We start from the raw sequence: 24,940 nt of genomic DNA, 5'->3' as shown, positions 1-24,940 counted from the left end.
CATGTTGTTCACAGACAGCACTGCAGATACCCTTATTTTAATACAGGAGTTCATTATACTATGAAAAAGCGAAAGATAACCTCAGTTTTTCTGACTCTTGGTCTTTTTGCATCTCTTCTTTTCCAGGTTCCCATATCTGCAGAAGAGGCAGACCAGAGTGCAGCAGTTGAAGCATCAGGTACCATATCTACCAATTCCATTTCCGGATGGCCACAGGCTTCCGATATTTCTTCTGAAGCGGCTGTAGTCATGGAGAATACCACCAATACCATTCTCTATTCCAAGAATGCAGACGAAGTACTTTTCCCTGGAAGTACAGTCAAGATCATGACCTGTCTTCTGGCTCTTGAGAATACACAGCTCACAGATGAGGTTACCATGACCGCCACCGGAGTTTCCGGTGTCACAGACGGTGGTGCCAGTATTTCCTCACAGGTTGACGAGGTCTTCACTGTAGAGCAGTGCCTGTATGCCATTATGGTTGCCTCTGCCAATGATATTGCACTGCAGATTGCAGAGCATGTAGGCGGTTCTGTGGACGGCTTTGTCCAGCAGATGAATACCAGGGCACAGGAGCTTGGATGTACCAATACCGTATTCACGAATCCCACCGGACTTCCGGATGACAACCAGCACACTACAGCCCACGACATGGCGCTGATCATGCAGGCCGCCATCCAGAATGAGTCTTTCAGAACCATCGCAGCAGCCACCAGCTACACGATCCCTGCCACCAATAAAGCGGCAGCCCGTAACCTGACCAGCAAATTCACCATGACAGATACTGGCAGCACCGGATTTTACGAAGGATGTATCGGCGGTAAGGAAGGTTATACGGAAGCCTCCGGAAGTACACTGGTATGTGCAGCCCAGCGAAATGGCATGACTCTGATCAGCGTAGTCCTGAAAGGTGCTTCCGGTCAGACAGCTCCTGATGCAGCCTCTATTCTCAATTATGGATTTGATCAGTTTGTAACTTTATCCCTTGGAGACAGCGATTTCAGCATTATCTCCGGCGGTGACGTAGTAGTTCCAGCCGGCACCGGTGCCGATAGCCTTACCACAGAAGATTCCCAGAACGGCGACCAGATTGACCGCACCTACCTTTTCAACGGCACTTCTGTGGGATCTGCAGTCCTTGAAGTTGTTCAGTCTGATGATACTGCTTCCGTCCAGGAAGGTCAGCAGCACATGCAGGCGGCCAAGGACTACTCCGATAATCACACTGAAATTCCGTATTTTGTAATTGCCGGTGTATTCTTACTTCTTCTGATTCTTTTGATCTGGAGGATCGTGAAAATTGTAAAATCCTAATAAAAAACCCAGTCAGGACAGGGTATCTTCCTCTCCCGACTGGGTTTTTATATTAGTTCTGCATCAAACTATTTCATCCTTCTTCTCATACGCCATCCTGAATGCACAATCCCCTCTCACAATACTCAGATTCGGATTGTAATACGGATCACCCTTTTTCAGAAAATCTCTGTAACGTTCCCGGAAATGATCCACCTCTTTCTGAAGACGCGCCTTCTTCTCCGGCGTATTCTCCAGTCCGCGTGACTTAGATTCATAATGGTACAGGCAGGCCTCCGGAGTAAATACAACCAATTTACCAAGTGCCCTTGCCCTAAGACAGAAGTCAATATCATTCAGTCCCACTGCAAAGCTTTCATCCAGCCCATGAAGTTCCTCAAAAACGCTTCGCTTCACCATCAGACAGGCGCCTGTTACTGCACTCTCATCCTGTGTAGTTGCCAGTCTCCACAAATATCCTGTGGCATATCTGTCATATCCGGTAAGAATATGTCCTGCAAAACCTGCAATTCCTACCACAACACCAGCATGCTGAACCGTATTATCCGGGTAAAGGAGCTTGGCACCTACAATGCCCACATCCTCTCTCTGGCAATAGCCCATCATGTTCTCCAGCCACTCTGGAGTAATAACCTCTGTATCATTATTGAGCAGAAGGAAATAATCTCCATCCGCATATTTTGCACCAAAATTGTTGATTGCTGAATAGTTGAAGGGACCATCCCATGTAACCACTTTTACCTGAGGATACCGCTTCTCAAGTTTCTCATAATAGTGGAAGGTCTCTTCCCTCTCACTGTTATTCTCAATTACGATAATCTGGATATTTTTCCAGGTGCTCTTCTCCAGAATGGAAGTCACACATTTATTCAGATCCTCTGTATGATCCTTATTCGGAATCAGAATTGATACCTTCGGGTCACCCTCTATAACAAAATGGGTTCTGAAAACGACCGGGCATCCAGTGTATTCCACCTCTGCCTTAATTCCCATGCGCTCATAATGTCCTGCAAGTGCCTTTTCTCCTGCGATCACTGCATATGGCTTGTCATCCGGATTGCCCGCTGTGGAACCCTCATGGCTTCTCCAGTGATACAGAATTTTGGGAATATGGCGGATCTTCTCACTGTCTGTATGCTCCGTGCAGCGAAGCAGAAAATCAAAGTCCTGAGAACCGTCATATTCTGGCCGCAGAAGCCCTGTTCGATCGAGAAGCGTTCTCTTTACAACCACCAGATGGCAGATATAATTTACGCAGCACAGATAATCAGGGTTAAAATCCGGCTTAAAATGAGGGAAAAGCCGATTTCCTCTTATATCAATAATATCCTCATCAGAATAAATAAGATCCGCCTCCGGATGCTGTGAGATTTCCTTTGCCATCTGATAAAAAGCTTCCTCTGCCAGGGTATCATCATGATCTGCAAATGCAATATAATTTCCAGTGGCAATTCCAATAGCAGCATTTGTATTGTCTGAAATCTGCAGCTGTTTCTCATTGAAAACAACTTTGATCCTTGGATCCTTTTTCTGATACTCTTCCAGAATACTGCGGATCGGAGAATCTGCTCCACTTCCATCTGAAAGGCAAAGTTCCCAGTTGCTGTATGTCTGCGCCAGCACAGAATCCACAAGAGCCTTCAAAAGGTACTTATCCGTCTTATAGAGAGGAACCACAAGGCTAAACTTAATGTTCTCCCGAAAAACAGTCTTTCTCTGCTGATTCAGTTCTTTCTTAGTAACCCTGTTCTCCTTCAGCCAGGTCTGGTAAAGACCGTCTCCCTTGCTCAATGCTTCCAGCTTGATCAGCGACTTCCGGATCACAGTATGAATGCCATTGGAACGATAATTCTCCATTGCCTTTTTCGAATAAAGGCTGGCTTTTGCCTTAAAGCGTTCGCCCTTTGAAATACCAATCTGGTAGACTGCCTTTTTTCCGTTCTCATCCTTTGCAACAAGATAAGCCTTCTTTCCAGATACATTTTCTGCCTGGATATGGAATCCGCAATCCTTATTCACTTCGCATTCCCGAAACATTTCTGCCACGTCCATTCGGGTATTCCGCTTCAGGGTTATTTTCACAGGCTTTTTATTTTCATCATATACCTGCAGGGAAACCGGTGTAGTTCCTACCGCCCAGCCGGCAAGGATAACCTTCTTCTGCTCTCTGACTATAGATTCCCCATCAACAAAAAGCTGAGGTTTTCCCTGTTTTCTCATAAGATCCGAGGTTTTCATCTTATACCAGAGGAAACGCTCCTTTCCGTTAACAGCGTACACCTCAAGTTTTTTGTAATTCTGCAGATTTTCAGGCAGGGTAACTAATACCTCCACCCATTTGCCTCCTGGATTTTTCGTCTCCACAGCCCTCATAAATCCGGTCATCACAGTAATCAGGTTTGTCTCAGAAGGACGGCGGATACCGTCCAGATAACACTCTATATCTGCTTCCTTTGAAACCCTTCCTGTGATCATATATTTGCAATTATCATTCAAAAGAAACCGTTCTTTTTCAACCAGCATTACCTTTTGATTCATTCTACTTTCCTTTCTTTGCAGAAGATTCCCGACCATTTTTCAGACGGCCCACTGCTTCTCTCGCCCGCTCTCCAAGCACTCCTTTAAGACTGTGGCTTCTCACCTCAAGGGAACAGATCTCATTCAGCATATCTTCTTTTGCCTCATCAATCTCCAGATTCAGTGTAAGATTCTTAGCACCTTCCGGAACCTCTATATCTACAATGCAGGGATCAAACCGTGAAAGGAAGGCCCAGCTGCCGCAGATTGTTCCATCGGGTGTCAGAACCCCGTCCAGGGAAGCAGGCATCCTGTCAAAGCGGATTGCTGCAAGATGTACCGTACACGGATGATCACCTGGATCAATTCTAATAAACCTGCAGCTTTTCGGCAGATTCAAGGTGCATTTTACCTTTCCGGCCATAATAGGTCTTTTTACAGAACTTGCTTCGGAATACATACCTCTTTGTTCCGCGAAATATACCTGCAGCGGTCCCAGATTACTCAGGGACAAATATTCCACCCCTGGAGTCATTGTGGCATACATCTCCCTCATAGGAACATGCGTGCCTGTGATATATACCTGAAAACCGCTTTCCATTCCGGAAAAACTGGTTCTCATTACTTCTGAAATACCAAATTTCTCATAAAATCCGGCTGCATTCAGCACTTCACGCACTTTATGCGTCTGTATATAGTAATGGATGATCCGATACAGTACAAATTCACAGGGAACAGGAAACTCAAATGTCCATTCATAGTCCAGAAGTGTATATGGACGGGTCATTACAACATTGTCACAGATCATATCAATATTCGTAACATCTGTACATGTCAGTCCGCCAGGCATAGGCACATCACCGAAAACATTTTTGAATTCCTCAGTTATTGTGAACGGCTTTTTGCTGTGAAGCTTCTGTACGTTTTCCAGATATTCCGTAAAAATTTTCTCAGCTTTTTCCTTTTCTCCCTTTCCCAGCAGATCATCCAGATATTCTGCAAGATTCTCCTGTTCCAGATACTCAAAATAAGCACAGTCTTCGCCTATCTCGCACTTGTTGCTCAGAAACGGAACTTCCCCATACATCTGATCAAGCTTCTGATTCCATTTTTTCATGCGAAGAACATGTTCTTTTCCTTCCGGATACAGCCATTTTTTCTCCAGCCATCTTTTCCCATCTTCTTCCACAATGTCAGTGCGAATTGCGAAGGAACGGCTTCTTTCATTGGAATATTTACTGAAAATAATCTCTTTCATTTGTTTTCCTTCCTTTCCACAATCACCAGGAATGAATTGGAAAATTCCTGAAAAAGTCCTGCATCAGTGAGGGAATCGTATACTTTCCCCTCATTGAACAATTGTATTCTGTTACGGTCAAAATTACAGAAATTATCCCGAAGCTCGCCTTTCTTCGGCAGACGCTTGTCTGAATAAATAGTCATCGGGAATTTATAATCCGGATATGGATAATAGAAAGTGGTCTTAAATTCACCAGCCTGGTCAATAATATCAGACAGTTCCTTTCTGGAAAAAGTCTGCACACTTCTGGTATCCGGATAGTTCTCCAGTCCTTCAAAATATTTTCCCACATGATCTTCGGTGCAGCCGGCCCAGTATTTCAGACCAAGCCGGTTCTCAATCGCGATCACGATTCTGCCTCCCGGTGCCAGATGGCGGGCAATGCGTCGGAGCATTTCCACATAAGGCTGTGCTGTCCCGATATAGCCCTGGGAATATTCAAACACACCGATCAGGGTAATGTAATCATATTTCTCAGTAAGACTACTCTCCACATCTTGAAAATTTCCTACCATAATTTTCACATTATCGCATTCGCGATTTCGATATGCATTGATGGTGCTGCGCATTTTCGACAGATCGATACAGGTGACACTTTTGGCTTTTCGCGCGAGAACTCCTGTGATCGGTCCACATCCGGATCCGATTTCCAGAACCTTCTGTTCTTTTGTGATAGGGAGCCACTCCAGAATGTTCTGGCGAATATGTGAAAAATGATAAAGAACCGGCCAGCTGTTTCGCTCATAGATCAACTGGTTTAGTTCCTTCTCCTGATAATTTTTCGCAATTTCAAGAAGCTCTTCTTCCACAGGACCATCGCTGTACAGATCCTCGCCTGGGTAATACTCATAATCTAATGTTACGTTTCCGATTTTTTCCTGCATATTTTATTATTCCTCTATCCACACTTTGGAATTCATATCGTAGAATCCAACTGTATTTTTGGAAGAAACCACAGTTATGTTGCATGCATCATATAAACGATGGAATACGGTAAAATCTCCATTCCGATAACCGGTACATCCAAAGGAGAGAAGATATTCCCCGCCCTGCATATCCATTTTCTGCTCAAAAACCACTACACACTCATCCCCTGCGTCTGTGTGTTCCACATTCACACCTTCATACATAGTGTTGGTTCCTGTGATCTCAGTTCCCTGAATATTCTTGAACGTGAAAGCCATAATAGGCTGCTGAATGCTTTCATGAAAATGAATGCGCATTTTAATCTGAAATTTAGACCCCTTCTCGATCGTGTTGGTCTGAAGTCCCTTGGAATCCATTACAACGAAGTCTGTGATCTCAGCCTGTTTTTCCCCATACTCCAATGTGTTTGGGTTCACAAGGAATCCCTGTTTCCAGTCTTCTTTCTTTGTCTCTGAGCCTTCTGCCTGTTTCACCGGATCCTGATGTACCAGAAGCTGCTTATACATGTCTACCATAGCTTTAGGCGTGCCCTCGTCCAGCATGACACCCTGATTCAAAAGAATAACACGATCGCAGTATTTGGAAATGCTTCCCAGGTCGTGACTTACAAACAAAATAGTTTTGCCCTGTTTCTTAAATTCCTCGAACTTATGATAGCATTTCGCCTGAAAAAATACATCACCTACAGAAAGTGCTTCATCCACTACCAGGATCTCCGGATCTATGTTGATAGCCACAGCAAAGGCCAGGCGTACAAACATACCACTGGAGTAGGTCTTTACCGGCTGATGGATAAAATCACCAATATCAGCAAAACTGAGGATTTCATCCAGTCTTGCGTTGATTTCTTCTTCGGAAAAACCTAACATGGTACCATTCAGGAAAATATTTTCCATACCGGAATATTCCGGATTAAATCCGGCTCCCAGCTCCAGAAGAGCTGAAATTCTTCCATTTACGGTTACGGTTCCGGCTGTAGGAGCCAGTACACCGGTAATAATTTTCAGAATGGTGGATTTTCCGGAGCCGTTTGTTCCAATAATACCAACGCATTCTCCTTCTCCAATATCAAAACTAACATCCTTAAGTGCATAATGCTCTTTATACAGCTTCTTACGACTAAGCCCCAGAGAATCCTTCAGGCGGTCCAGTGGTCTGTTATAGAGCTTATACATCTTGGACAAATTTCTTATTTCAATGGCGTTTTTACTTTCCACGTTGTTTCCTTTCTTTTCTATCCGCATCATAACTGCTCAGTTCCTCTACAGTTCTGTACTTCATCGAACATGTCTCATGAGCCGTTACCTTCCCTCTTCGCTGAATACATTTCGATTCATAACTGCTTTTCTCCTATTTACAGAACATCTGCAAAATGAACCCGAAGCCGCTTAAAGATCCAGTTTCCAAACAGGAAGCAGCAGATGGCAAATACCCAGAAATATAATGTCCAGACTGGTCTTTCGAAGAACCAGCGCTTGATAATAAATGCGTCACGATATCCTGATACAATATAAAATACAGGATTCAGCTGAAGAATTTTGTATAGAAGGCTGTTGGTACCGATCATGCTCTCTGACACCCACATAATAGGAGTCAGCCATACTCCAACCTGTAATCCGATACCAATAATCTGGTTCAGATCGCGGAAAAGGACTGCAATTGCACTGGTAGCATAGCAAAGTCCCAACACAAGAAAAAAGACGCATGCACTATAATACAATATCTGAAGGTAGTACCAGTCAGGAAATCTTCCGTTACATATATAAAGAATAATTGCCAGAAGTACAAAAAAGCCATGTACAAATAAAGCGGAAATTATTTTTACCACTGGAAGGACGCTAATGTTGAACACTACCTTTTTTACAAGGTAATTGTATTCCAGAAGCGAATTGGTACCTCCGGAAAGCGCATCAGAAAAGAAAAACCAGGGCACAATACCAGCTACCAGATAAAGCACAAAAGGGACTCCCAGTTCATCTGTGTTGGACCGGAACCCCACTGAAAATACAAACCAGTATACCAGAATTGTTACCACTGGCTGAACGAAAGCCCAGAAGGTTCCAAAATAAGAACCTGCATATCGGGTCTTGAAATCATTTTTTGCCAGTTTCATAACCAGCCGGCGGTTTTTATATAAATCCGCCGGCAGGGAAAAAATAGACTTAAGCATTTACAGTCTCCTATCTGTTAAGTTCCTTAAAGCTGCCCCATTTCTGATCCTTGTCAGAGAAGATCAGCTCCATACCTTCCGGAATCGGCCACTGTACATTGATGTCCGGATCATTCCAGATCAGACCGCCCTCATCGTTTGGATGATAAAAATCGGAGCATTTATAAGTAAACTCCGCATTCTCAGAAAGAACCAGGAAGCCATGTGCAAATCCTTTCGGAATAAAAAACTGTTTCTTATTCTCTGCTGAAAGAACAACTCCGTACCATTTTCCATAAGTTTTGGAGCCCTCTCTTAAATCTACAGCCACATCAAACACTTCTCCGTTTACTACGCGGACAAGTTTGTCCTGTGGATAATGAAGCTGGAAATGGAGACCGCGAAGAACACCATAACGTGAGCTGGACTGATTATCCTGTACGAATTCTACGTCAATTCCTGCCTCTTTGAAGTCATTGTAATTGTAAGTCTCCATAAAATAACCTCTGGAATCTCCAAATACGGTTGGCTCGATTACTTTTAATCCTTCAATATCATCACAATTTGTTACTTTAATTTTTCCCATTTTCTTTTCTCCTTATTTATCTTTCATTTTATATTCAGTCAAATTTACAGTCTTATCGACTTCTTGGAACGTGTTTAAAAAGGTTTTCTGCAAGATGTGCGTCACAATTTGTGGGAGATCTTTCAAACACGCTCTAATATACATGATTCCGTCTGATAAATCAAGATTATTGGTTACTGTTACTGGTCATCCTATCTGTATTGTTTGGTACATACACCATTTTTGTTAAATACGGAAACGAGTCCATCTGCACTGGTCAGGCTCACGTTCTGCGCACGTACTCCTGCGCCAGCACCCGTTCCGCGGTAGAAATAATATTTTTTTCCTTTGATAGTGTACCAGCCCTTATAAGCCTTTCCATTTTTTCCAAAATAATAAGTATTCTTCCTGCCATTCTCTGTGAGGGTGATAAACTTGTTCTTTGCACGGTAACCTTTACTTCCAAAATAGTAAATGCTGCCGTTGGCTGCTACATATTTGTAATTCTTTTCCATGGCAAAGGATGTAGTGCTGAAATAATAATATTTCCTGCCCACCTTGCGCATACCTGTCAGGGCTTTGCCATCTGCTCCGAAATAGTAGGTCTTGCCTTTCTTTGTCACAACTTTATTTTCTACACGTACGCCGTTTTTGTCCACGTAATAAGCAGTGCCGTCTTTCTTGATCAGCTTGCTTTTATATAAGTGTCCGTCTACGGAACTAAAGCAGTAATACTTGCTATCAATTTCCAGCCAGCCTTTGGCCTTTTTATCATTTGTGTAGTAATATTTTCTGCCTTTAACAGTGGTCCAGCCATTCTTGTGAAGCTTGGGATCTGAATATAAAGGCTGTTTTGCAGGGGTATAGCCTTCCTGAGAATTCCATCTGGGAACAACCTTGGTTGTATAATCTACATAGCCAAAGTTCAGATCCACATTGTTCTCTTTTGGAACACCGCTGATCAGCTTCTTGGTACTGATCATACCTGGAACTTCATCACCAGCTGTGCACTGCCAGATGGTGTATTTGTATTTGCTGGCGCTCGGTGCAAGAATTGTATCTCCGTAGCTTGCAATCCAGACATCCAGACCGGAGCCTTCCAGAACGTTCCAGTCTACAAAATTATTATACCAATTCAGATTCATGTAGAGAATTGGTGTATATCCTGCCTTGCGGATCTCATCACAGAATGTGAGAGCAATCTGGGAAATTTCCTTTCTGGTCAAGGTTCCCAATGTAGCTTCATCTTCCAGGTCAAAAGCTACCGGATAGGAAACCTTATGTCCCTGCATCTGACGAATAGCCAGCTGCGCTTCAGCAAGTGCTTCTTTGTTTGTCTTGGCAAGACTGTATACATAAGTTCCCACCGGCACATCTGCTGCTTCTGCCTCAGTCATATTATAGGCATAATAATCATCCAGATGTCTGGTTCCATAGGAAATACGCACAAAGGCAAAATCCAGATCTTTCTTGGCTTCCTTCCAATTGATCTTTCCCTGCCATTCTGAGACATCCATACCTCTGGTAATGGCTCCTTCTACTTTCTTTCCACTTCCATTGTAGCATACTCCGTCAATTTTGTGCCATGCCTTTGAGCTTGTCTTGGAAGAGGAATCTCCTACACTTGGTGCCAGATGCGCATCTGGTGAAACATTTTCAATATTATATGGCTTATTTCCTGCATTGGCACTTACATCTGCAGTTGGTCCTGCAATTATTGCAGTTCCAAGCATAGCTGTAAATAAACCGGCAGACAGCCATTTTTTCCATTTTCCCATATCTCCTCCTGATAAACAGTTTCAGGTTACGTTCCTTACCGGACCAGTAGTGTTTACCGTTTACCCTTATTCGCTTGTTTCTTACAAGATGTTAAAAATGTGTTACTTTGTTATTATACAGTTTCCATTTTCAAATTTCAATGTTATTCTCCAAAACAGTAAAAAGGTGCCTTAAAATCATCAAATCTGATAATTTTAAGACACTCTTTTTGGCTTTTTATGTCGTTTTTTTATCAACAAATATCTTTCAGAGTAAGCTATTAAGCTGCTGGATCGGTCGGATCGTAGTATCCGCCATTCTTAATTCCCTTCAGCGGTGTAATTGCGCGACGTCCCAGCGGTCCTTTGAATACTTCGTCAGACTTATAGGTTCCATCGAAAATATAAATGGTGGAACCATTGCAGTTCTCATATACCCATTTTGCATCGGCAACACAGGTACGGATACAGCCATGGGAAGCCGGGCTTCCAAGCTTAAGATATGCACTAACCGGCAAATTATAGCTGTTTGCTGAGCCGCATGCAATAGAGTGGACGAAAATTCCGCCCTGACCAGCACCATCTACATGAGTACCATACTGTCCCCAGGACGGTCCCATAAGCGCCTGCCATCTGCTGTATCTTGTCAGTTTATATCTGCCTGTCGGAGTATCTGTTCCAGGATTGCCTACTGAGACACGAATGGTCTTAACCGGAATTGTACGGTTCGCATCTGCATAAATTGTCATAACACCATTTACACGATCCACTTCAACTGTATATCCTGATTTGTAAATATTTGTCACGTCATTGATTCTGTAACCATTCTTATCAAAGTAATACAGCTTGCCATCAATCCACTTGGATTCATTTTGCACAAAGCCCTTCTTATCCGGGTTAATGTAACGAACCAGATTCTGGGAATTGTCTACAACCACCCAGCCTGTAGTGAACTTACCAGTAGCATCTACATATCCATATTTTTTGCCTTTCTTCACGAATGCATTCTTCACAAGACTCATATTCTTGAAGTAATACCAGTTTCCATCAATCTTCTGCCATCCGCTCTTGCGAAGTACACCCTTAGAGTCTGCAAAATATGTTTTTTTCTTGTAAACAAACATCTCATTCTTAACCATCTGGCCATTTCTTGTATTAGATGTAGATGGTTTAAAGAAATAACTCTTGCCATTGATCACGGTAACTCCGCTGGCAAGTCTTCCATCAGCTTTGAAATAATATCCGTTTCTCAGTGTATTGGCATAATGCTTTCCTTTTTTATTGAACAGGAACCAGCCATAGAATTTCCCCTTAGAGGTGGTTACTTTCTGCCATCCGGTTTTCTTCACGATCCGGCCAGCAGTAGAACCAAAATAGTACATTCTGTTTCCAGACCCAGGACAGCGATGCCATACCTTTTTCCAGGTTGCTCTTGCACCAGTTTCTGTTACATAATATTGTTTCTTTTTATAAGTGACAATACGATTCTTATAAATACAGCCATTCTTATCTGTCAGATAATATTTGCCATCTGTGGCTTTCTTCATAGTCTTCTTAAGAAGATAGCCATTCTTATCGATCAGATAGGAATTTTCCGCATCTTTACGTCCGTCAAGCTCTGTTACAATAACGCCATGAACCATAAGCTGTCCAATCTTACTGCTGTCCAGCTCACCGGAATCATAATATTTCCACTGCTCACCGGCTGTTCCTGCAAACCTCTTCCATCCATCACGGTACATCTTTCCTGGAATTTCCTGATCTGTTTCTGCTGGCTGGAAGTAGTACTGTGCGGCTACTCCGTTTACGGTCAGAGTAACATCCCCAGTACGTGGTGTTCCATTCTCATCCAGACAATAATACTCATCATTAATCTTATAATATCCTGTATATGTATTATTTGCCTTGGCAGCTTCATCTAACTGTGCAGTGGTTAGTGCCTTACCATCTGCGCCATAATAATGGAAGTTTCTGCTTTCTTTGTTCCACAGCCAGTAATCCTTCTTCATCTGACCAAGTGTGGTCTTCCACGGAACCAGTGCAGCACCCTGTCCATTATATTCTGTATATGCCTGTGCACTATCGGAAGCTGTAAAATAGAATTCACCAACAGCCCCATTTGCACTCTCCGTTCCAACTAAAGTCTTAATGCCGGTAACCAAAAATCCATTAGCATCAAACAAATAACTTCCTGTATGAACTGCTCCAGCCTCGTTTCTTGTAGTAATCTCTACAATGCCATCTGCTGCGGTATAATATTCAGCCTGAGCAGTTGTTCCTTCAGCCTCTACACTTTCCGTACCTGCTGCTTCGCCATTCTCCTGGACTTCATCAAAAGCCTGAATCTCATCAGAACCAGCCACATTCTGAGTCTCAGCAGCTGCACTTACAGCTGATTTCTTCTTGCGAAGCTTAAAACCATCAGCTGTCTGCTCCCATTCTTTCCAGTCAAATACTCCGTCTGAATTATCTGCCTGTACTTCCTGAGTCCCATCCAATGTGCCTTCAGGAACAGCTTCAAATCCATCTACCGGAGCAGTACTTCCATTCTCCTCCACTGTTTCACCTGAAGTAAAGCCATCGAAAAAACCATCTGTACTTTCTCCTGAATTTTCGCTGTCTGTATGTTCTTCCTTGTCCTGGCTTTCCTGTACCTGCTGCTCCTCAGCTGCTGCCGTATCTGCAGGCACCTCTGTATCCTCAGACGGCTGTACTGCTTCGGCTCCGTCTTCTGTTTGCACATCTGCTGCCTGTTCAGATGTAAATCCGGATTCAAATCCGCTATCCAAAGCTGCGGCTGGAACCTCCAGACCCATGGACACACTTAACATAATCCCTAAAACTGCGGCTGCTACTCTCTTTTTCACTTTTATGCCTCCCTATTGTAACGTTGTAAATCTTATTCTCCTAAACCATTATTGATAACAGTTACAAGATTTCTTAAAGCCTCTGTTTCGTCCTCGCCTTCGCAAAATATAGTAATCTCATCACCACATTTCACACACGCGCCCAGAACACTGAGCACGCTTTTGGCATTGGCAGACCCCTGACCATACTGAAATGTTATAAGAGATTTATATTTCATAGCTTCCTTACAAAGAATGCCTGCCGGTCGTAAATGAAGGCCGGAAGGATTGTTCACCCTTACTTTCTCACTTACCATAGTTTCTCTCCCTTATTGCTGCTGTTCTCTAGATCCATGGCAATATATTTCGCCAAACGTTATCCGTAAACAACAGCTCATTCATTATTAGTATCTGAATTGGAAACTTCTGATATAGTCACATCTGCAACCACATCATCCAGAAGTTCAAATCCCTTAGGCAGCTTCACAGTCACAGGGATCTGATAGCTTCCTACTTCCATATCCTTCAGATCAACAGAAGCTTTCACTTCGTCAAGATTAAAGTCATCAAGCTCTCCAGCTGTTGCTTTCACGCGGATTTCAATCTTATCTGTTCCAAATGTTACCAGAAGATTATCAGCAAGGTTATCTACCGTAACCTGATTGGAGGGAAGACCATATGAATGACTTCCAATAGGTAAAATACTTACCTTCACCCAAACGTCCTCACTGGTTCCGCTTGTCAGCTTCACATCCTCAGGAAGCACATCTTTCAGACTGACTTTCTTCTCAATATCAGTTGTCTCTCCTGTAATATCAATATCAGTACCGCCTATCCAGATCGTGTTGTCATTCTGCTTCAGAGTCTCCAATGCCTCATCTGTTCCCGCAATACTTACAGTATCCGGAACAGTAGTCACACTCTCCACCTGATAGCCATCTGCCGGCACACCTACATAGTCCGCACCAATATTAACGCCTGTGCGAATCTTCCAAAATTTAGTTGTAACAACAACTTTGGTATTATCTATGGTGAGATAAGCCATTCTTCCGGCAAGACTGTCCTGATTCTTATCAATAATATTCAGTTCTGCCTCTTCGGAAAAATCCTTTGTTCGGCCATCAACATCAACGGTCGCATTTACTTTATCAATTTTATTCACAAGAGATTTCGGACCTGTAATTTTAACTTTCTCCGGACTTGCAGTCTGGGAACCAACCTCGTAGCCCTTGCCCGGCTGGCTGGAACCGTAATTTACATTAACCAGAAACTCCTGTGTTACTTTTTCTTCCAGTCTGACACTGAGATACTGTGGTGTCACTTTAATATTCTCGGGGCTGATTCCCGGACAGGAGGCAGTGATTGGAACCATAACCGGATCTGTATCAAGGCTTCCTGCCTGCTGCAGATCTGCCGTCAAGGTTATATTGGTCTGAGTAATCCTGGAAAGAAGTCTTCTCTCTCCTGTGATTGTAACCCTTATAGGATCCGGATCATCATCCTGCATACACATCATGTTTGCACTATCCACATAAGCCGTATTCTGGAGTTCTACACTTTCTCCGGCAATGGTGATACTTTTACTGGATACCGGATTGTCCACATTTACCACAATAAACCAGATCAGAAATCCGATGAAAACAGACATGATCTTCAAGGTAAAATTCCTAGTCAGCTTTGTCTTCTTCATGTCTCATTCTTCCTTTCAACAGATGACGCAGTTTACTGTTAGTTACAACCTTTTTATTCTGAGCCTTGATCAATGCAGATCTCAGTTCAGCACTGGTAAGACCTCTGCTGAGCTGTCCGTTCTGGGCCATAGACACCTGCCCGGTTTCTTCTGAAACAATAATTGTCAGGGAATCACTTACTTCACTAATTCCCACACCAGCTCTGTGTCTGGTTCCAAGCTGTTTGCTCAGCTCCATATTGTCGGAAAGAGGCAGATAACAGGTAGCTGCTACAATTCGATTGCCACGCACCAGGACAGCGCCATCATGGAGTGGTGTATTATGTTCAAAAATATTGATCAGGAGCTGACTTGTAAGAACTGCATCCACATTGATTCCTGTGCGCTCATATTCACTTAAGCGGATATTCTGCTCAATGACGATCAATGCGCCAGTTCTTACTTCTCCCATGTCAAAACATGCCTTCACAAGCTCATTGATTGTTTTATCTGTAAACCTTTCCTGTACCTCTTTGCCGGCATCCAAAGGGAAAATAGAAGCCATAAACTTCTTCTGTCCCAGCTGCTCCAGCATTTTCCGAAGTTCTGGCTGGAAAATAACAACAACACTGGTAAGAAGTATAGTAGAAAGATTCTTAATGATCCAGAGGATCGTATTCATTTTCAACACATATGCAAATAAAATAAAAAGGAGTACTATCAGAATTCCCTTCAACAGAGTATAAGCGCGGGTAAACTTGATCCACACCATAAACTGATAGATAAAGAAGGAAATCAGGGCAATCTCCAGTATGTCTGTTACTCCCAGACTGGGCAGGGAGAGTTTTGACAAATATCCTGATAATCTGACTGCCATATCCTGCATAGTGTACTCCTTTCTTTGTTACCATTCACTGCCAAGCAGTAACCTTAAAGATCTTTAAGAGATTCTTCAAGCTTTTTTTCAAAATCAATATCCTTAGCAGCAGGTTTCTCTGCCTGTCTTGGCTTTCTGTCTGCTGCTGGAGAAGCTTTCTTTCTTTTAGGCTTCTCATCCTGTCGGAAGATTGGATTGGCATAAGTACCAGAGTTGTCCTCTGCCTTGCGCTCTTCACGAACAGGTTCTGCATTTATTTTCTTAATACTTCTCTCGGAAGTTGCAACAGAAGCCTTGGGAACTGCTTTTACATAATAGAAGTACTCATCATCCTCATACTCCAGACGCTCTGCACGGCTGTAATCTCCTCCAAATGCAAAGAACTCAAGCACAAGTGCCAGGAGAACAGCTGCAATCGTACAGATCAGAAGCGGAACCATTGCAACAGTTGCATTCAGGTTCATTCCAAAACTTCCAACAAGCATTATAAACACATAGGCAACACCGCCTGTAATAATAGATATCCTCCATGCATGATCAAAAGAGCGGGTACGGATCAGATGTACCAGAAGGATAACTGCTACAAAAGCAACAACTGCAATCCACATTCCCCAGTTCTGTACCAGACCGTCAGCCATGATCTGCAGCTTATCTGTCATCTCCAGATCCGGATTCACAAGAATTGTTGACTGTGATCTTAAAAAACGGATAAAATAATACATAACCACACCGCAGCCAGCCGGAATTGCAGATAAACTGCTCTCCATAAGTCCGCTTCCAATAGGAAGTAATGCCGGAAGGCTGAATGCAAAGGAAAGCGGTGTAAATACAAATGTTACATTCTGTTCACCACTGAACCTCAGGAAAAAGATCATCATCAGAAGGATCAGAACAAGCATAAATGCCGCAATTTCAATTCCAAGTGCATAACTGTGAACAAGGATCAGCACAAAACCAATATACATCATAGCGGAAGACGGCAAAATGGAACAGATCAATGCCAGGATCAGTACTAAAAATACATTATTCAGGCGAGACATATATCCCATATTCGCATTGATCCACAGGAAATAAACCAGTGCAAGAACAAACTTCATTACAGGCAGGATATACATTTCATACTGTCCGTATATTTCTTTTATTTTCTGCTTTAACTCAAGTAATGCTGTCATTTTCTATATCCTCCTGACATTTCACGTCCTGCGAATTTCTTTTCTTCACGAGTATAGATTTTCTCTAATTTCGTCAGCTGAGTGTAATACTGTTTTACACTCTTCTTCGCCTTATGGTACTTCACAGTGTACTGGATATATGTCAGCACAGAATATAATACCAATATTCCTATATATCCCCCCAGGGCTACAACTCCAAGAGAGATCAGATCCATCTTGTGCACATTATCCAGCAGATATTCCAAATTATACGCTGCAATTACAGCCAGTATCAATCCATATCCAATTGTTACAAGAAAGAAATTCTTAATCAGCGCCAGACCAATATAGTCACTCCTGTAGTACTTGCTTACCGGAAGATACTTTCTGCCTTCCTGTTTCTCATATACAGCAAGCTGATCCATTATCTTTACTTTTTCTTCGTTTATCATAAATGGCTCCTTATGCGTTTCTTTTAAAGCTGAAAAGCTATACTCATACAGGATGATTGTATCATATATCCCATGCCATGAAAAGCATTTTTTTACCTGTTGTTTCCAATACACAGCGTGAGAAAATATACATGGGATGCTCCCTTTTCCAACAGAAGCTTTGCCAGCACATCCATAGTACTTCCAGTAGTATATACATCATCAATAAGCAAGATACGCATTCCTGCAGGATTTCCTACAACCTGAAAAGCTTTTTGAAGATTCTTCTTTCTTTCAGCCGCATCCAGTTTTTTCTGTGATCGGGTAGCATGGCACTTTTTTAGAATAGCAGTATCTACAGGAATCCCAGCATAACGGGACAGTTCTTTCGCCAGAAGTTCAGCTTGATTAAACCCTCTTATGCGCTGCTTTCTTCTATGAAGCGGAACCGGAATGATTATCTGCGGCTTCCATAATGCAAGCATATCTTTTCCGTAGATATACAATGCTTTTCCATAAAAGCGGCTGTATTCCTGACAACCAAAATATTTATATTTCATTATAGAGTATCTCATCCGGTCATCATAGAGAAAAATCCCGCGTCCCTGGTCAAAAGCGCCTGGATGGGCGCCGCAGTCCCTGCAGTATTCTTCATCTCCATTTACCGGTTTTCCGCATTTGTAACACCGTGGCCCCGATACAGGTCTTAAATCTCCGGCACAGTCCAGACAGATCAACTGATGGCTGTTCCTAAGAATCCTGTGACACAGAGGACACCGTCTTGGATACAACAGATCCAGAAAGTTCCTGTATCCTTGCCCAAAGAGAGCTGTAACGTTTCTGCTGCTTCTCATTGCGGATCATCTCCCCGAAAGTCTCCTCACTTCCAACTACAGTAACACATTTCCTGGCTCTTGTAACACCTGTATACAAAAGATTGCGGTTCATCAGCATCTTGGGGCCGGAAAGGAGCGGCAGAATAACTGCCGGATATTCTGAGCCCTGGGATTTATGTATGGTTATAGCATAGGCAAGTTCCAATTCTTCCAGCTGCTTAAAAGAATAGTCAGCGAAACGGCCATCCTCAAATTCCACAGTGGCAGTCTCTGCAAATTCATTGATTTCCTTCAGAATGCCAGTATCTCCATTAAATACGCCCACCCCTTCTTCTACAGGAATTCCGTATTTCCCCCGGACTTCCCATTCCAGCTGATAGTTGTTCCGAATCTGCATAACCTTGTCTCCCTCACGGAAAAGCCGGTCTCCAATTTCTTTCTCTTTTTTACCTGATTCTGGTGGATTCAGGTATCTCTGTAAGATCTGGTTCATCCTCTCTACGCCCAGAAGCCCCTTTCGCATTGGAGTCAGAACCTGTATTTCAAAAGGTCTTGCATCCACATACTTCGGCAGTTTCTCCTGAATCAGTGCGATGACCACGCGGATAATAATATCGGCATCATATCTCTTCAGGAAAAAGAAATCGCGGCTTTTGTTATCAAGGGAAACCTGCTCTCCGTTATGGATCTTGTGTGCATTTACTACAATATCACTGTGAGAGGCCTGCCTGAAAATTTTCTTCAGTTCTACTACTGGAAAAACGCCGCTTTGAATAATATCCCGCAGCACATTTCCAGGACCTACACTTGGCAGCTGGTTCTCATCTCCTACCAGAATGATCCTGGTTCCCGCAGTCACCGCAAGAAGCAGTGAATGCATAAGAAAAATATCCACCATAGACATCTCATCAATAATGATTACATCTGTATCCAGCGGATTCTCTGCATTCCGTTCAAAATGAACACCCTGAGACTCTCTGCCATCCTCATCCGGCACACCGTTCAATTCCAGAAGCCGATGTATTGTCTGTGCTTCATAACCTGTAGCTTCTGTCATTCGCTTGGCTGCGCGTCCTGTAGGTGCTGCCAGACGAAGAGTTGCGCCTTCGCCCTCGAAAAAACGAATAATTGCATTGATCGTGGTAGTTTTACCGGTACCTGGTCCTCCTGTAAGTACAAAAAGGCCATTTCCAGCAGCCTCTACAACAGCCTTCTTCTGCATTTCCTCCAAAACAGTACCTGTTTCTTTCTCAATCTGGGCAATTCTTCGCTCCATCATCTGCTCATTCTGCGGATAACGGATATTCAATTCAGTAAGCATTCTTGCTGTATTCAGCTCCAAGCGGTAATACTGGCTTGGATAAACCAGTACCTCTCTGTCATTCTCTTTTAAAACAACTTTCCGGTCAATTGCCATATCCATCAGATGTTTCTCCATATAAGAAACATCTACCTGAAGCAGCTGGGAAGCTCTGTCAAACAGTTCGTCCTTCGGAAGATATACATGTCCTTCCCCTGAAGCCTGGAGAAGAGTATACATCATACCGCTGCGGATCCTGTAATCTGAATCTGCATGTATACCAATACGTGACGCAATGGTGTCTGCAATTTTAAAGCCAACTCCCGAGATATCATCTGCCAGACGATAGGGATTCTCCTGAAGCACACTGTATACGGACTGACCATATTTCTGATATATCTTTGCTCCAAGATTCAGGGAAATGCCATATTTCTGCAGAAACATCATGGCTTTTCGCATATCTGCCTTCTCAGTCACCTGTACTGCAATCTCTCTGGCTTTCTTCTCACTGATTCCCTTGACTTCCGCCAGCCTTTCCGGTTCTTCTTCCACTATTCTAAGGGTATCCTCGCCAAAACACCGCACAATTCTGGCAGCAAGTGCTGCACCTACCCCTTTAATCGCTCCGGAACCCAGATAACGTTCCATAGCCTGGGTGTCCTCTGGTGCCTTTTCCGCATAAGACTGGATATTAAATTGTCTGCCGTATATATGGTGCTGGGAAAACTGTCCCTCAGCTTCAATGGTCACACCCTGTGTAACGTCAGGAAATGTTCCTACACAAGTCAGCTCTTCCTCTGAATCCGCGGTCTTAAGAACCATAACTGTATATCCATTTTCATCATTGCGGAATATGACATGATCTATATAGCCTGTAACTTTCTCACTCATTTGTTCTTCTCCTGCCGCCAGCACTAACCAAAGGGCACTGCTAGAATGTGTTTGAAAAAGTATTCCCGCAATCTGCACGCCCCACTTTGCAGAAAGCCTTTTTCAAACACACTCTAGAACGCAGTACCCTTTTCATTATAGTTTACATAATATTTTATCTTTTGCAAAACAGAATAGCCAAATTATATGTTACTATTTACGCTTTTCAAAGCAATCAGATTATTCTTCCATCCTGGTAATTACTTCCGCATATTTACCGGTTCCCACCACAACCGCAGACATAGCATCCTGCACAGTAAGAGTGCTTACGCCGGTCTTCTGCTCAATGAGGGTGTCCATTCCATGGAGCAATGCTCCGCCACCTGTGAGAACAATTCCTCTGTCTACAATATCTGCAGCCAGTTCCGGCGGAGTTTTCTCAAGCACTCCGTGCACAGTCTCCACAATCTGATTGGTAGCATCCCTCAATGCAATACGGATTTCTTCTGAAGTCAGAGTTACAACCTTGGGAAGTCCGGTGATCACATTTCTGCCTTTTACCTCCAGCATCCGCGGAGATGCTTCCTGGCAGGCAGTTCCGATTTTTATTTTTATGTTCTCAGCGGCCTCTTCCCCAATAAAAAGGCTGTGATTTTTTCTCACATAGCTCATGATTGCCTGGTCGAAATTATCTCCGGCAACCTTTACGGAAGCAGACACAACAGAGCCAGCCATGGAAATCACGGCAACATCAGTGGTTCCGCCTCCTATATCCACGATCAGATTACCAAAAGGCTTCGTCACATCTACTCCGGCACCAATTGCAGCTGCAATCGGCTCTTCCACAAGAAACACTTCCCTTGCTCCAGCCTGATAAGTAGCTTCCTCTACTGCCTTTCTTTCAATCTCTGTGGTTCCGCTGGGGATACAGATACTGATTCTAGGCTTTCGAAAGGCATGGCGACCCATTGCCTTGGAAATGAAATACTTCAGCATCTTCTCCATAACCGTATAATCTACGATCACTCCCTGGCGGATTGGCCGGATTACTTCCATATTTGATGAAACATGTCCGGTCATCTGTCTGGCTTCCTCACCGATTGCTTTTATTTTCTCTGAGTTCTTATCATAAACCACTACAGACGGCTCACTGACTACCAGCCCCCGTCCAGTGGAATATACCTGACTGTTTCTGGTTCCCAGGTCAATTCCAATATCACTGGCAGGCATTAAATTCCCCTTTCTCTCAAAACACTTTGTCACACTTTCTCTGCAAGAATTGTGCAATAAATGATTACCATTCACATTCCGAACTGTAATCATAAACACCACATTCTGCAGATGTGACTTTATAATTGTCTCATAGATTTTTCATAATTAATAGTCTTCGTACCATTATAAACAAAAATGCTTCAATTGGAAAGAGGTTTATTATCAGAATCACTTCAAATATTTCGCAACATAACGTCCTGTATAAGAAGCTGGATTCTTCGCCACTTCTTCAGGTGTTCCCTTGGCAACAACTGTTCCCCCGCCATCTCCGCCTTCCGGTCCGATATCAATTATATAATCAGCGGTCTTGATCACGTCCAGATTGTGTTCAATTACAACAACCGTATTTCCACCATCCGAAAGTCGACGCAAAATCTCCACCAGTTTCTGAACATCTGCAAAATGCAATCCGGTGGTAGGCTCATCCAGAATATAAATAGTCTTACCTGTACTGCGCTTACTCAGCTCTGCAGCCAGCTTAATACGCTGTGCTTCTCCGCCGGAAAGAGTGGTGGAAGGCTGTCCGAGACGAATATAAGAAAGACCGACATCATATAAGGTCTCTATCTTCCTTCTGATGGATGGAACGTTCTCAAAGAACGTCATTGCCTCCTCAACTGTCATATTCAGTACATCGTAGATGCTCTTATCCTTATACTTCACTTCCAGAGTTTCCCGATTATAACGCTTACCCTTGCAAACTTCACAAGGGACATAAACATCTGGCAGGAAGTGCATTTCAATTTTAATAATACCATCACCACTGCAGGCTTCACAGCGTCCGCCTTTTACATTAAAGCTGAAGCGCCCTTTCTTATACCCCTTTGCCTTGGCATCTGCTGTAGCAGCAAAAAGATCTCTGATCTGGTCAAATACGCCTGTATAAGTAGCAGGATTAGATCTTGGTGTACGGCCAATTGGAGACTGGTCAATGGCAATTACCTTATCCAACTGGTCTATTCCAATAATATCATCATGCTTTCCCGGGATCACGCGGGCCCTGTTCAGATCCCTTGCAAGATGTTTGTAAAGGATTTCATTGATCAGAGAACTCTTTCCTGACCCGGAAACACCTGTAATGCAGGTCATAATTCCAAGAGGAATATCCACGTCTATATGTTTGAGATTATTCTCTGCCGCCCCCTTAACAGTCAGATAACCGGTAGATTCCTTTCGTACTTCCGGAACCGGGATTTTCAGTTTTCCGCTGAGATATGCTCCTGTAATGGACTTCGGATTCTGCATAAGTTCCTCAGCAGTGCCCATTCCAACAAGCTGTCCACCATGTTCTCCTGCGCCGGGTCCGATATCTACAATACAGTCCGCTGCGCGCATAGTATCCTCATCATGTTCAACCACTATAAGACTGTTTCCCAGGTCTCTTAGGTGCATCAAAGCTCCAAGAAGTTTATCATTATCCCTCTGATGCAGACCAATACTTGGCTCATCCAGAATATAGGCAACCCCGACAAGGCCGGAACCGATCTGGGTAGCAAGACGGATTCTCTGTGCCTCTCCGCCAGACAGAGTACCAGTGGCACGTGCCAGGGAAAGGTACTCCAGACCTACATCTGCCAGGAACCCAACTCTGGCTCTGATCTCCTTTAGTATCTGCTTTCCAATAAGCTGCTGCTGCGGAGACAGCTGCATTTCTGCCAGAAATCTCTTCAGCTTATCAATGGACATATTGGTAATTTCATAAATATTCTTATCCGCTACCGTAACCGCAAGTGACTCCTTCTTCAGTCGCTGTCCCCTACATGCTTTACACGGAGTGATCTGCATAAAGCTCTCGTATTCCTGTTTCATAGATTCAGAGCCAGTCTCTTTATAGCGCTGTTCCACATTCCTTATAAGGCCTGGAAAAGCCACATCATAAACCCCCTCTCCGCGCTGTCCCTTATAATAAACCTTCACAGAATGTCCGCCTGTGCCGTATAGAATAATATCCTGTATCTTCTTGGGATAATCTTTAAAAGGTGTATCCAAATCAAAACCGTATTCCCTGCAAAGGGCATTCAGAATAGCATTGGTAAAACTGCTCTTATCTGTGCAAGACTGCCAGCCCATCACTACAATAGCCCCTTCAGAAATGCTCAGAGACTTATCCGGGATCATAAGATCCGGGTCAAATTCCATCTTATAACCAAGGCCAAGACACTCCGGGCAGGCCCCAAATGGGTTATTAAACGAAAAACTTCTTGGCTCGATCTCATCAATACTGACTCCACAATCCGGACAGGAAAAGCTCTGGCTGAAATTCATATAATTTCCGTCCATGGTATCCACCACAGCCAATCCGTCAGCCAGATTCAATACTGTCTCAAGAGAATCTGTAAGTCTTTTCTCAATTCCAGGCTTCACGATCAGACGGTCTACAATAATGGCAATCGTATGTTTAATATTCTTATCCAGGGTAATCTCCTCTGAAAGTTCATACACATTTCCATCGATTTCCGCACGTACATAACCGCTGCGTCTGGCCTGATCCAGTAATTTCGCATGGGTACCCTTGCGTCCTCGTACTACCGGTGCAAGAAGCTGGATCCTGGTGCGCTCCGGCAATTCCATGATCTGATCCACCATTTGGTCTACTGTCTGCTTGGCGATCACCTTGCCGCATTTCGGACAATGTGGAATACCAACACGGGCGTATAAAAGACGGAAATAATCATAAATTTCTGTCACCGTTCCTACTGTGGATCTGGGATTGCGGTTAGTAGACTTCTGGTCAATAGAAATAGCCGGTGGAAGTCCCTCTATGCTCTCCACATCTGGCTTCTCCATCTGGCCAAGGAACTGTCTGGCATAGGAAGACAGAGATTCCATATATCTTCTCTGCCCTTCTGCATAGATCGTATCAAATGCCAGTGAAGACTTTCCTGATCCGCTTAAGCCGGTAAGAACTACAAACTTATCTCTGGGAATATCCACACTGAGATTCTTCAGGTTATTCTCATTGGCTCCTCTGATTCTGATAAACTGTTTCTTATTCTCTGCTGCCATCTGTTCCTCCATTTCTTAACCGGAAAGCACCGGCTGTAACTCCCTGTATCCTGATCTGATCCGGAATCCTCCGGCTCAGATATTTCTTAATGTGTTCTTCAAGAATATCACAAGAACATTTGTTCGTCAACCATTTCTAAATTCTTTTTCCAC

19 protein-coding genes are annotated in these 24,940 nt (G+C 43.4%); 1 reads left to right on the top strand and 18 read right to left on the bottom strand.

Going from position 1 to position 24,940, the window contains the following annotated elements:
- Positions 1 to 60 precede the first annotated feature (60 nt).
- Positions 61 to 1,314, top strand: a complete 1,254-nt coding sequence (locus I4V84_RS11455; RefSeq protein WP_195992034.1) for a D-alanyl-D-alanine carboxypeptidase family protein — start codon at positions 61 to 63, stop codon at positions 1,312 to 1,314.
- Positions 1,315 to 1,377: 63 nt separating this feature from the next.
- On the opposite strand, the gene I4V84_RS11450 is transcribed toward I4V84_RS11455, so the two are convergent.
- The 18 genes from I4V84_RS11450 to I4V84_RS19655 all read right to left on the bottom strand — a co-directional run bounded on the left by I4V84_RS11450 (position 1,378) and on the right by I4V84_RS19655 (position 24,917).
- A complete protein-coding gene (locus tag I4V84_RS11450) occupies positions 1,378 to 3,852 on the bottom strand; it encodes a glycosyltransferase family 2 protein (protein WP_243284081.1) in 2,475 nt (824 codons plus the stop codon).
- A 1-nt stretch (position 3,853) separates the two neighbouring features.
- A complete protein-coding gene (locus I4V84_RS11445) occupies positions 3,854 to 5,089 on the bottom strand; it encodes a hypothetical protein (RefSeq protein ID WP_195992032.1) in 1,236 nt (411 codons plus the stop codon).
- On the bottom strand, positions 5,086 to 6,015 hold the full coding sequence (locus I4V84_RS11440; protein WP_195992030.1) for a class I SAM-dependent methyltransferase: 930 nt from the start codon (positions 6,013 to 6,015) through the stop codon (positions 5,086 to 5,088). Before I4V84_RS11440 ends, I4V84_RS11445 begins: the two co-directional genes overlap by 4 nt.
- A gap of 6 nt (positions 6,016 to 6,021) precedes the next feature.
- Entirely contained in the window at positions 6,022 to 7,275 is a 1,254-nt protein-coding gene (locus I4V84_RS11435; RefSeq protein ID WP_270430752.1) for an ABC transporter ATP-binding protein, read from the bottom strand.
- Between the two features lie 137 nt (positions 7,276 to 7,412).
- Entirely contained in the window at positions 7,413 to 8,228 is an 816-nt protein-coding gene (locus I4V84_RS11430; RefSeq protein WP_148461729.1) for an ABC transporter permease, read from the bottom strand.
- Positions 8,229 to 8,238: 10 nt separating this feature from the next.
- On the bottom strand, positions 8,239 to 8,793 hold the full coding sequence (rfbC, locus tag I4V84_RS11425) for a dTDP-4-dehydrorhamnose 3,5-epimerase (protein WP_118579668.1): 555 nt from the start codon (positions 8,791 to 8,793) through the stop codon (positions 8,239 to 8,241).
- Positions 8,794 to 8,984: 191 nt separating this feature from the next.
- Positions 8,985 to 10,550, bottom strand: a complete 1,566-nt coding sequence (locus I4V84_RS11420) for a GH25 family lysozyme (RefSeq protein WP_195992029.1) — start codon at positions 10,548 to 10,550, stop codon at positions 8,985 to 8,987.
- Between the two features lie 260 nt (positions 10,551 to 10,810).
- Entirely contained in the window at positions 10,811 to 13,396 is a 2,586-nt protein-coding gene (locus I4V84_RS11415; RefSeq protein ID WP_272113306.1) for a L,D-transpeptidase family protein, read from the bottom strand.
- A gap of 32 nt (positions 13,397 to 13,428) precedes the next feature.
- Positions 13,429 to 13,692 carry an HPr family phosphocarrier protein gene (locus tag I4V84_RS11410; RefSeq protein WP_118579680.1) on the bottom strand — a complete coding sequence of 88 codons (264 nt, stop codon included), beginning with the start codon at positions 13,690 to 13,692 and terminating at the stop codon, positions 13,429 to 13,431.
- A gap of 77 nt (positions 13,693 to 13,769) precedes the next feature.
- Positions 13,770 to 15,065: a CdaR family protein gene (locus tag I4V84_RS11405; protein WP_118579683.1), complete on the bottom strand. Its 1,296-nt coding sequence runs from the start codon at positions 15,063 to 15,065 to the stop codon at positions 13,770 to 13,772.
- On the bottom strand, positions 15,043 to 15,930 hold the full coding sequence (gene cdaA, locus I4V84_RS11400; protein WP_118579686.1) for a diadenylate cyclase CdaA: 888 nt from the start codon (positions 15,928 to 15,930) through the stop codon (positions 15,043 to 15,045). Before cdaA ends, I4V84_RS11405 begins: the two co-directional genes overlap by 23 nt.
- Positions 15,931 to 15,974: 44 nt before the next feature.
- Positions 15,975 to 17,093, bottom strand: a complete 1,119-nt coding sequence (locus I4V84_RS11395) for a hypothetical protein (protein WP_118579689.1) — start codon at positions 17,091 to 17,093, stop codon at positions 15,975 to 15,977.
- The gene (locus tag I4V84_RS11390; RefSeq protein ID WP_195992027.1) at positions 17,090 to 17,524 is read right to left on the bottom strand and encodes a hypothetical protein; all 435 of its coding nucleotides are present in this window, start codon (positions 17,522 to 17,524) and stop codon (positions 17,090 to 17,092) included. Before I4V84_RS11390 ends, I4V84_RS11395 begins: the two co-directional genes overlap by 4 nt.
- 92 nt (positions 17,525 to 17,616) lie before the next feature.
- Complete coding sequence (locus I4V84_RS11385) at positions 17,617 to 18,357, bottom strand: ComF family protein (RefSeq protein ID WP_118579695.1); 741 nt, start codon at positions 18,355 to 18,357, stop codon at positions 17,617 to 17,619.
- Positions 18,254 to 20,530 carry an ATP-dependent RecD-like DNA helicase gene (locus I4V84_RS11380; protein WP_195699130.1) on the bottom strand — a complete coding sequence of 759 codons (2,277 nt, stop codon included), beginning with the start codon at positions 20,528 to 20,530 and terminating at the stop codon, positions 18,254 to 18,256. Before I4V84_RS11380 ends, I4V84_RS11385 begins: the two co-directional genes overlap by 104 nt.
- Positions 20,531 to 20,749: 219 nt before the next feature.
- Complete coding sequence (locus tag I4V84_RS11375; RefSeq protein WP_148461733.1) at positions 20,750 to 21,739, bottom strand: rod shape-determining protein; 990 nt, start codon at positions 21,737 to 21,739, stop codon at positions 20,750 to 20,752.
- A 210-nt stretch (positions 21,740 to 21,949) separates the two neighbouring features.
- Entirely contained in the window at positions 21,950 to 24,787 is a 2,838-nt protein-coding gene (uvrA, locus tag I4V84_RS11370) for an excinuclease ABC subunit UvrA (RefSeq protein WP_195699129.1), read from the bottom strand.
- Complete coding sequence (locus I4V84_RS19655; protein ID WP_207748659.1) at positions 24,771 to 24,917, bottom strand: hypothetical protein; 147 nt, start codon at positions 24,915 to 24,917, stop codon at positions 24,771 to 24,773. Before I4V84_RS19655 ends, uvrA begins: the two co-directional genes overlap by 17 nt.
- Positions 24,918 to 24,940: the final 23 nt, after the last annotated feature.

It is taken from the genome of Ruminococcus sp. 1001713B170207_170306_F1 (genome assembly GCF_015668065.1).
GTDB lineage: Bacteria > Bacillota > Clostridia > Lachnospirales > Lachnospiraceae > Blautia_A > Blautia_A faecis.
The sequence above is the reverse complement of the archived record's forward strand: the minus strand, read 5'-3'. Positions and strand labels throughout refer to the sequence as shown.

Bases quoted from the DNA above. Each gene is read 5' to 3' on its own strand.
- I4V84_RS11410 (WP_118579680.1), bottom strand. From the start codon at position 13,692: ATGGTAAGTGAGAAAGTAAGGGTGAACAATCCTTCCGGCCTTCATTTA.
- rfbC (WP_118579668.1), bottom strand. From the start codon at position 8,793: ATGGGAAAAATTAAAGTAACAAATTGTGATGATATTGAAGGATTAAAA.
- I4V84_RS11430 (WP_148461729.1), bottom strand. From the start codon at position 8,228: ATGCTTAAGTCTATTTTTTCCCTGCCGGCGGATTTATATAAAAACCGC.
- I4V84_RS11395 (WP_118579689.1), bottom strand. From the start codon at position 17,093: ATGACAGCATTACTTGAGTTAAAGCAGAAAATAAAAGAAATATACGGA.
- I4V84_RS11405 (WP_118579683.1), bottom strand. From the start codon at position 15,065: ATGAAGAAGACAAAGCTGACTAGGAATTTTACCTTGAAGATCATGTCT.
- I4V84_RS11450 (WP_243284081.1), bottom strand. From the start codon at position 3,852: ATGAATCAAAAGGTAATGCTGGTTGAAAAAGAACGGTTTCTTTTGAAT.
- I4V84_RS11420 (WP_195992029.1), bottom strand. From the start codon at position 10,550: ATGGGAAAATGGAAAAAATGGCTGTCTGCCGGTTTATTTACAGCTATG.
- I4V84_RS11455 (WP_195992034.1), top strand. From the start codon at position 61: ATGAAAAAGCGAAAGATAACCTCAGTTTTTCTGACTCTTGGTCTTTTT.
- I4V84_RS11445 (WP_195992032.1), bottom strand. From the start codon at position 5,089: ATGAAAGAGATTATTTTCAGTAAATATTCCAATGAAAGAAGCCGTTCC.
- I4V84_RS11440 (WP_195992030.1), bottom strand. From the start codon at position 6,015: ATGCAGGAAAAAATCGGAAACGTAACATTAGATTATGAGTATTACCCA.
- I4V84_RS11375 (WP_148461733.1), bottom strand. From the start codon at position 21,739: ATGCCTGCCAGTGATATTGGAATTGACCTGGGAACCAGAAACAGTCAG.
- I4V84_RS11385 (WP_118579695.1), bottom strand. From the start codon at position 18,357: ATGAGAAGCAGCAGAAACGTTACAGCTCTCTTTGGGCAAGGATACAGG.
- I4V84_RS11390 (WP_195992027.1), bottom strand. From the start codon at position 17,524: ATGATAAACGAAGAAAAAGTAAAGATAATGGATCAGCTTGCTGTATAT.
- I4V84_RS11380 (WP_195699130.1), bottom strand. From the start codon at position 20,530: ATGAGTGAGAAAGTTACAGGCTATATAGATCATGTCATATTCCGCAAT.
- uvrA (WP_195699129.1), bottom strand. From the start codon at position 24,787: ATGGCAGCAGAGAATAAGAAACAGTTTATCAGAATCAGAGGAGCCAAT.
- cdaA (WP_118579686.1), bottom strand. From the start codon at position 15,930: ATGCAGGATATGGCAGTCAGATTATCAGGATATTTGTCAAAACTCTCC.